7 protein-coding genes, 1 tRNA gene and 1 pseudogene are annotated in these 8,316 nt (G+C 64.2%); 8 read left to right on the top strand and 1 reads right to left on the bottom strand.

Annotated features, from left to right (window positions below):
- Positions 1-168: 168 nt before the first annotated feature.
- Positions 169-1,281, bottom strand: coding sequence for a phosphate ABC transporter substrate-binding protein PstS (pstS, locus tag H7K34_RS19810; protein WP_264063784.1), 1,113 nt, complete (start codon positions 1,279-1,281; stop codon positions 169-171).
- A gap of 310 nt (positions 1,282-1,591) precedes the next feature.
- Here pstS and H7K34_RS19815 point away from each other — a divergent pair, with 310 nt between their 5' ends.
- From H7K34_RS19815 to H7K34_RS19850, 8 genes and pseudogenes are all read left to right on the top strand, one after another.
- Positions 1,592-2,383 carry an SDR family oxidoreductase gene (locus tag H7K34_RS19815; RefSeq protein ID WP_264063785.1) on the top strand — a complete coding sequence of 264 codons (792 nt, stop codon included), beginning with the start codon at positions 1,592-1,594 and terminating at the stop codon, positions 2,381-2,383.
- A gap of 24 nt (positions 2,384-2,407) precedes the next feature.
- Positions 2,408-3,483 (top strand): annotated as a pseudogene (locus H7K34_RS19820) (NAD(P)H-dependent amine dehydrogenase family protein).
- Between the two features lie 78 nt (positions 3,484-3,561).
- Positions 3,562-4,275: an SDR family oxidoreductase gene (locus H7K34_RS19825; RefSeq protein WP_264063786.1), complete on the top strand. Its 714-nt coding sequence runs from the start codon at positions 3,562-3,564 to the stop codon at positions 4,273-4,275.
- 28 nt (positions 4,276-4,303) lie between these two features.
- Positions 4,304-5,590, top strand: coding sequence for an Nramp family divalent metal transporter (locus H7K34_RS19830; protein ID WP_264063811.1), 1,287 nt, complete (start codon positions 4,304-4,306; stop codon positions 5,588-5,590).
- 122 nt (positions 5,591-5,712) lie between these two features.
- A complete protein-coding gene (locus H7K34_RS19835; protein ID WP_264063787.1) occupies positions 5,713-6,033 on the top strand; it encodes a DUF732 domain-containing protein in 321 nt (106 codons plus the stop codon).
- A 115-nt stretch (positions 6,034-6,148) separates the two neighbouring features.
- Positions 6,149-7,213 carry a poly-gamma-glutamate hydrolase family protein gene (locus H7K34_RS19840; RefSeq protein ID WP_264063789.1) on the top strand — a complete coding sequence of 355 codons (1,065 nt, stop codon included), beginning with the start codon at positions 6,149-6,151 and terminating at the stop codon, positions 7,211-7,213.
- A 25-nt stretch (positions 7,214-7,238) separates the two neighbouring features.
- The gene (locus H7K34_RS19845) at positions 7,239-8,063 is read left to right on the top strand and encodes an LLM class F420-dependent oxidoreductase (RefSeq protein ID WP_264063791.1); all 825 of its coding nucleotides are present in this window, start codon (positions 7,239-7,241) and stop codon (positions 8,061-8,063) included.
- Between the two features lie 49 nt (positions 8,064-8,112).
- Positions 8,113-8,185: transfer RNA gene (locus H7K34_RS19850), tRNA-Arg, on the top strand.
- The last annotated feature ends 131 nt before the right edge of the window (positions 8,186-8,316 follow it).

The following is an 8,316-nucleotide window of genomic DNA, read 5'->3' on the forward strand; positions in this document are numbered from 1 at the left end:
CCTTTACGATTGAACGCCGCGGTTCTTGCCGCAACTTACAAAACCAACCGTCTTCCTCGCGCACGTGAAGCCACAGTAAGAACAGGTTAACGTTCGGCAAAATTGTTGTGGATGCCCTCCTGACGAAGTCGCCCCTGGTGACAATCACGGAATTCAAACGGTGTCAGCTCACGCGATTGCATTGACGGCAGCCGACAACCGCGACATGAATGCATCCGGAACCGGGATATATCCGTTGTCCGCCAAGCCATTCTGGCCAGCACCGATCGTGGTCTGCAAAAACGCCTTTACAGCCGCACCGACCTGGGGATCGGGATACGTGGAGCACACAATCTCATAGGTCGCCAACACGATCGGGTACGCGCCGGGCTGATTCGGCCGATAGAACGGAGTCGTGTCGAGGGCCAGGTCGTTGCCCTGCCCGATGATCGAGGCCCCGGCAATTGCCTTGCCCACCGAGTCTGCGCCGATCGCCACCGGGTCCGGACCCGCCGACGTGACGATCTTGGCGATGTCCAGGTGTTGCGCCTTGGCGAACGACCACTGGGTGTAGGTGATGGACCCGTCGTTGGATTTGACGGCCGCGGCGCTGCCGTCGTTGCCCTTGGCGCTCTCCCCGACACCGCCGTTGAACTTCTTGCCGGCGCCCCTACCCCATGCGCCTTTGGAGGCGGCGTCGAGATACTTCTGGAAGTTGTCCGTCGTCCCCGACTCGTCGCTGCGGAACACGACCTGAATCGGCTCGGCGGGCAAGCTGGCACCCGGGTTAAGCGCCTGGATCGCAAGATCGTTCCACTTGGTGATGCCACCGTTGAAAATCTTGGCCGCGGTCTGACCGTCGAGAGTCAGCGAAGTCAGGCCGTTGACGTTGTAGGTGATCGCGATCGGGCCGAACACCACCGGCAGTTGCCAAGCCGGTGAGCCGCATCGATGCTGCGCGGCGGCGGATTCGCTGGGCGCCAGGGTCGAGTCCGACCCGGCGAAATCGGTTCGATTGCCTGTGAATTCGCTGATTCCCGCGCCCGACCCGTTGGGTGTGTAGTTGACCGCGTGGCCCGGGCACGCCTGCTCGAACGCCTTGACGAAACGCGTCATGGCGTTCGCCTGCGCCGTTGACCCGCTTGCCTTCAATTTCGTTGCGCCGGGGCAGGTTGATTTCACCGAGGAAGTCGCGGTTGTCGTTTTTCCTTCACTCGCGTTGCGGCCCTCGCCGCACGCCGACAACATCAGTGCACCGGTAGCCAGAACGGACAGGACGGCGCCAAATCGGTTGATTCTCAATTCAATCCTTCGTACAAAACGAGAAGATAATCGCCGCTTATTCGCGGTGCCCCAAGCTGCCATCTTCCCCCCAGCCGCAAAGCCAACCGCAACTGGGTGAACGTCGGCGAATTTGCCAGCTGTCGTCGCAGGCCATCGGCGGGTTCGCAGACTTCGCCCGCAATTCTTTCAGCGGTTAGCCAATCGCGGTATCTGGGCGCCCGTTCGCCGTGGCCGTATGCCAAACTAGAACCTGTTTCAGAAATGCCGAGATCCGAGACGGCCAGTCTTACTTCCGTTTCGGGCGACAGCTCAACGAAGAGAGGCCGTAATGATCCTTGACAGGTTCCGTCTCGACGATAAAGTCGCCGTCATCACTGGTGGCGGCCGCGGTCTTGGGGCGGCCATCGCGGTGGCATTCGCCGAAGCCGGCGCCGATGTTCTCATCGCCTCGCGCACGGAATCCCAACTAGAGGCCGTCGCTGAACAGGTCCGCGCGACGGGCCGCAAGGCCCACATCGTCGCCGCAGACCTGGCACATCCTGAGGCCACCGCGAAGCTGGCCGAGCAGGCTGTCGAGGCCTTCGGGAAACTGGACATCGTCGTGAACAACGTCGGGGGCACCATGCCCAACACGCTGCTCACCACCTCGACGAAAGACCTCAAGGACGCGTTCACCTTCAACGTCGCCACCGCCCACGCACTGACCGTGGCCGCGGTGCCGTTGATGCTCGAGCACTCCGGCGGCGGCAGCATCATCAACATCACCTCGACCATGGGCCGGCTGGCCGGGCGCGGCTTCGCCGCCTATGCCACCGCCAAAGCCGCGCTGTCTCACTACACCCGGTCGGCGGCGCTGGACCTGTGCCCACGCATCCGAGTCAACGCCATCGCACCCGGCTCAATCCTTACCTCCGCGCTGGACGTGGTGGCCTCCAACGACGATCTGCGCAAGCCGATGGAGCAGGTGACACCCATGCGTCGCCTCGGCGATCCGGTCGACATTGCCGCCGCTGCAGTCTATTTGGCGTCGCCGGCCGGCAACTTCCTGACCGGCAAGACGCTGGAGGTCGATGGTGGTCTCACCTACCCGAATCTCGACATCCCCGTCCCGGACCTGTGACCAACCACCACCAAGGAGCCTGAAATGCCCATCCCCGTCGTCCAATTGGGCACCGGCAATGTCGGCGTCCATGCACTGAGAGCCCTTATCACCAACCCCGAATTCGAGCTCACTGGCGTCTGGGTGTCATCGGATTCCAAAGCCGGCAAGGACGCGGCATCACTTGCCGGACTTCCAGGTTCGACCGGAGTGCTGGCCAGCACGGACCTGGATGCCGTGCTGGCCACCGGGCCACAGTGTGCGGTGTACAACGCGCTGGCCGACAACCGGCTGCCCGAGGCGCTGGAGGACTACCGACGCGTCCTGGCGGCCGGCATCAACATCGTCGGCAGCGGCCCAGTCTTTTTGCAGTATCCGTGGAAGGTGATCCCGGAGGAACTCATCAAGCCGCTGGAAGATGCTGCGCCGAAGGAAATTCGAACCTGTTCGTCAACGGCATCGATCCTGGCTTCGCCAACGATCTGCTGCCGCTGGCCCTGGCCGGCACCTGTCAGAGCATCCAGCAGATTCGGTGCATGGAGATCGTCGACTACGCGACCTACGACAGCGCCGCCGTCATGTTCGACGTCATGGGATTCGGTAAGCCGATGGACGACCTCCCGATGCTGCTGCAGCCCGGTGTGCTGAGCTTGGCGTGGGGATCGGTGATCCGGCAAATCGCGGCAGGCCTGGGCCTTTCGCTCGATTCGGTCACTCAGGAGTACATCCGCGTGCCGGCGCCCGAGGACTTCGACATCGCCTCGGGGCATATCGCCAAGGGCACTGCGGCGGCGCTCCGATTCGAGGTGTTCGGCATGGTCAACGGCGAGCCCGTCGTCGTCCTCGAACACGTCACCCGGCTCCGCGAGGACCTGTGCCCCGAATGGCCGCAGCCGGCACAGGAGGGTGGGTCCTATCGCATCGAGATCACCGGCGAACCGTCCTACGCCGTAGACGTCTGCCTGGGCAGCCGCCAGGGCGATCACAACCACGCCGGACTGGTAGCCACCGCGATGCGGGTGGTCAACGCGATCCCGGCGGTGGTGGCCGCCGCACCGGGCATCGTGACGACTCTCGACCTGCCACTGGTCACTGGCAAGGGGCTCTACCTGCCCGAGTGATCGAGCGCATGGCATGAAACGCGGGCGTTTTGGCGTTCCCCTAATCGATCGCATCTGCGAACGCGAAAGGGGAAGGCGATGTCGAAGCGGCGAGTGCTGGTCACCGGGGCGTCGAAGGGAATTGGCCGTGCGGTCGTAGATCGCCTGGCCGCCGACGGCTACCAGCCGATTGGGCTCGCGCGCAGCGCACCGCCGGACTTTGCCGGCCAATTCGTTGAGGTCGACCTGGCTGATCGCGAGGCCACCGCGGCAGCGCTGGACACGATCGTCGCCGAGGGCGGGGTCGACGCGGTGGTCAACAACGTCGGCTTGGCCCGGTTCGGCCACATCGGGTCGGTCGATCTCGATGATCTCTTCCTCACCTACGACATGAATGTGCGCACCGCGGTGCAGGTGGTCCAGGCCGTGCTGCCCGGCATGGCCGAGGCGGGGTGGGGCCGCATCGTCAACGTCTCCAGCCTGACGACGACCGGCGTCGACGAACGGACGCCGTATGCCGCCGCGAAGGGCGCATTGGAAACCGCAACCCGCATCTGGGCCGGTGAGCTCGCGTCATCGGGCATCACCGTCAATGCGGTAGCCCCGGGGCCGATAGAAACCGAGATGTACCGGGAACGCAGCCCGGTTGGGTCGGCGCGCGAGGCGCTGGTTCTCAAGGACATCCCGATGAACCGCGTCGGCACCACTGCCGAAATCGCCCACGTGATCTGCATGTTGTTGCATGAGGACGCCGGCTACATCACCGGCCAGATCATTCGGGTGGACGGCGGCGGGAGCATCGGCGCCACCTAGGGCAGGCCCACACTTCGCCAGCAGGCGGATATCGGCTAACCTAACTTTTTTATTCGGGAATACGCACACAGCGAAGGTCGGTCAGTTGGCGCAGGACACCAGGGCCTCGTTCAAGACAAGCTGGTATCTGCTCGGGCCGGCATTCGTCGCCGCGATCGCCTATGTCGATCCGGGAAACGTCGCTGCCAACGTCAGCTCCGGCGCGCAATTCGGTTACCTGCTGCTGTGGGTGATCGTCGCGGCCAATGTGATGGCCGGCTTGGTGCAGTACCTCTCGGCAAAACTCGGCCTGGTAACCGGACGCTCGTTACCCTCGGCGATCGGCAGGGAGATGAGCCGCCCGCTGCGGCTGACCTTCTGGGTGCAAGCTGAAATCGTCGCGATAGCAACCGATGTCGCCGAAGTCATTGGTGGGGCGATCGCGCTGCGGATCCTGTTCGGTCTGCCCCTGCCACTCGGTGGAGTCATCACCGGGGTGGTGTCGTTGCTGCTGCTGACGATCAAAGACCGCCGGGGGCAGATCCTTTTCGAGCGCGTCATCACGGGCTTGCTGCTGATCATCGCGATCGGCTTCGCGGCCAGTTTCTTTGTCGCCACGCCACCGCCGGGCGCCGTGCTCGGCGGATTGGTGCCGCGATTCCAGGGTGCGGAAACCGTGTTGCTGGCCGCCGCCATCCTCGGCGCCACCGTGATGCCGCACGCGGTGTACATGCACTCGGGTCTGGTGCTGGATCGGCACGGACACCCCGAGCCCGGCCCCCAACGACGCTGGCTGCTGCGGGTGACTCGGGTGGACGTGGTGCTGGCGATGGCCGTCGCCGGAACGGTGAATGCAGCGATGCTGCTCGTCGCCGCGATCAACCTGCAGGGGCACGACGACGTCGCGTCGATCGACGACGCCTACAGCGCGATCCACAGCACGTTGGGCCCGGTGATCGCCTTGCTCTTCGCCATCGGACTGCTCGCATCCGGCTTGGCGTCATCGTCGGTGGGCGCCTACGCCGGCGCGATGATCATGCAGGGACTGCTGCATCGATCGGTACCAATGATGGTGCGCCGCCTGGCCACCCTGTGCCCGGCCGTCGCGATCCTGGCGTTCGGCCTCGACCCGACCCGCTCCCTGGTGCTCTCACAAGTGGTGTTGTCCTTTGGAATTCCGTTCGCGGTGCTGCCGCTGGTCCGACTCACCAGCAATCGCAAGTTGATGGGCAGCGACACCAACCACCCGATCACGACGGCAATCGGCTGGGCGGTCGCGGCACTGGTGAGCGTGCTGAACGTGGTGCTGATCTATCTGACCGTAAAAGGGTCCTGACGCCCACACTATTTAGTCGGTCGATATGTTTCTTCAGGCTTTCTCTGTTCTTCATCTCTGCGCCGTTTTCGACTCGCAGACTGACGCGGCCTTCACCCCAAGACGGAAGGGAAACGCGTCAAATGCCTTCACCCCTCTGGCTGGCCAGACTTACCGCCCCCCTGATGGTCGGCGCCGCGCTGCTGGCGACCGCGTCGGTTGCTGCCGCCGACGCCGTTGATGACGGATTCCTGGTCAAGATGCGCGCCCAAGGATTCACCTGGCCAGCCGGGGACGACGGCGACATCATCCTGATGGCACACCACATTTGTGCCGATCGGTGGAATGGCTGGTCGTCACAACAGATTGCGGACGACGTCCACAACACCCTGGGCCCGCGCGGCATCAATTTCGACGACACCACCGCCATGGTGAACCTCGCCGTTGCGACCTACTGCCCGTAGCCTCCGGGTGCGAGGTTCGGCCGATCTTCGGCATTTCGGGCGGACCACGTTTTACATAGCTATACGAAGCATCTAGGCTCACCTAGTGCCAATTTGTCTGACGGTGAGCCACTGAATGCAGGCGCGCCGGCACCCCTACTTCGCATATGGGTCGAACCTGTGCGTCAGGCAGATGGCGCGGCGCTGTCCCGACGCCGTTGATCCACGGCCGGCGATACTGGCCGATCACGACTGGCTGATCAACCAGCGCGGAGTGGCGACGGTCGAACCGTTCACCGGCAATCAGGTACACGGGGTCGTTTGGCAACTCTCCGACCACGACCTGGCCGCGCTGGACAGCGCCGAGGGCGTTCCGGTGCGCTACCGGCGGGACGAGTTGACCGTCCACACCGACGACGGCCCGGCGCCGGCCTGGGTCTACATCGACCGCCGGGTGACCCCGGGTCCGCCGCGGCCGGGCTATCTGCCAACGATCATCGACGGCGCCGTCCAGCACGGGCTTCCGCAACGCTGGATCGACTTCTTACGGCGCTGGGACCCCACGCACTGGCCTCGCCCGGCATTCGCGAGAACTGCGTACGGACCTGGGCCACAGTCACTTTCGGAGTTGCTGCGCCAGCCTGGGGTGGTCGAAGCCAGTCAGCTGCGGTCCCGGTTCGGCTTTTTGGCCATCCATGGCGGTGGACTGGAAGGGATGACAGACGTCATCGCCGAACGCGCGGCCGAGGCCGCCGGCGCGTCGGTATACCTGCTGCGCCATCCCGACCACTACCCGCATCACCTGCCGTCGGCACGATTCGACCCCGCCGAGTCGGGACGACTCGCCGAGTTCCTCGACCATGTCGACGTCGCGGTCTCGCTGCACGGATATGGACGCATCGGGCGCAGTACACAACTACTGGCGGGGGGCCGCAATCGCACGCTGGCGGCCCATCTCGCCCAGCACATTCAGTTGAGCGGCTATCAGGTCGTCACCGACCTTGACGACATCCCGCTCGAACTGCGGGGGTTACATCCTGACAACCCGGTCAACCGGGTACGCGACGGCGGCACACAGCTCGAATTGTCGGTTCGTGTCAGGGGTTTGAGCCCGCGCAGCCCGCTGCCGGGTTCGGATGGCTTGTCGTCGGTCACCGCTGCCCTGGTTCGGGGTTTGGCGACCGCGGCTCGCTCCTGGTAACTATCCCTAACTCATTTAACGGAGGTTGTTGGTGGCCAAGGATTTTCGATTTGGCATGAGCATGCGGTTCTTCAAATCACGCGAGGCACTGCTCGATAAGGCCAAGCGCGCTGAAGACGCCGGCTTCGACATTCTGTGTGTGCCCGACCATTTGGGTGCCGCGGCGCCTTTTCCGACCCTGACCGCGGTCGCGATGGTCACCACAACGCTGCGGCTCAGCATGTATGTGCTCAACTCCGCGTTCTACAAGCCGGCCCTGCTCAGCCGGGACATGCAAGCGCTGGATCTGCTCAGCGACAGCCGCCTCGAAATCGGGCTCGGCACCGGCTACGTCCGGGAAGAGTTCGAGGCCGCGGAGATCCCCTATCCCAGCGCCGGCGCCCGGGTCGACTACCTCGAACACATGACGAAGTATCTGAAGGAGCACCACCCGTCGACGCCGCTGATCATCGCCGGCAATGGCGACCGCGTGCTGACCATCGCGGCCCACAACGCCGCCATCATCGGGTTGACCGGCTCCAAGGTCCGCGACGTCGAGGACCCGTTCGCCGAACGTGTCGACTTCGTCCGTAACGCCGCCGGCGATCGGTTCGACACACTCGAGCTGAATCTGGCGATCACGGCGATGCCACGCGATGGCGATACCGAGCCCGACCTGAAGCTGACGCGCAGCTACGCGCCGGAGCTCACCGATGAGCAGATCCTGTCGCAGCCCTCGGTGCTTAGCGGATCTCCTCGTGAGATCGCCGACACGTTGCTCGCATACCGGGAAAAGTACGGCGTGTCGTCCTTCACCGTGCAGGACAACAACATCGCCAACTTCTCGAAGGTGATCGCGGAACTGCGCTGACGCGGCCGTCGGGCCTGGGCCTGCCGTCACGGTAAGCTCAGGCCCGTCCGCCCTCGTAGCTCAGGGGATAGAGCACGGCTCTCCTAAAGCCGGTGTCGCAGGTTCGAATCCTGCCGGGGGCACAGGTCAGGTCTAAAACTGACGGACATCGTTGACAGTCCGGGTCTCCGAGCACTAGGAGACCTGCATGAGCGAACCGCTGCTGCCCCGTGAAGTCCGTCGTCGGTTGGCGATCATCCAGCACGCCGAGGAA

The organism is Mycobacterium montefiorense (genome assembly GCF_025823255.1).
Classification (GTDB): domain Bacteria; phylum Actinomycetota; class Actinomycetes; order Mycobacteriales; family Mycobacteriaceae; genus Mycobacterium; species Mycobacterium montefiorense.

Coding starts and splice junctions, on each gene's coding strand:
- H7K34_RS19815 (WP_264063785.1), top strand. CDS start 1,592: ATGATCCTTGACAGGTTCCGTCTCGACGATAAAGTCGCCGTCATCACT.
- H7K34_RS19825 (WP_264063786.1), top strand. CDS start 3,562: ATGTCGAAGCGGCGAGTGCTGGTCACCGGGGCGTCGAAGGGAATTGGC.
- H7K34_RS19835 (WP_264063787.1), top strand. CDS start 5,713: ATGCCTTCACCCCTCTGGCTGGCCAGACTTACCGCCCCCCTGATGGTC.
- H7K34_RS19840 (WP_264063789.1), top strand. CDS start 6,149: ATGCAGGCGCGCCGGCACCCCTACTTCGCATATGGGTCGAACCTGTGC.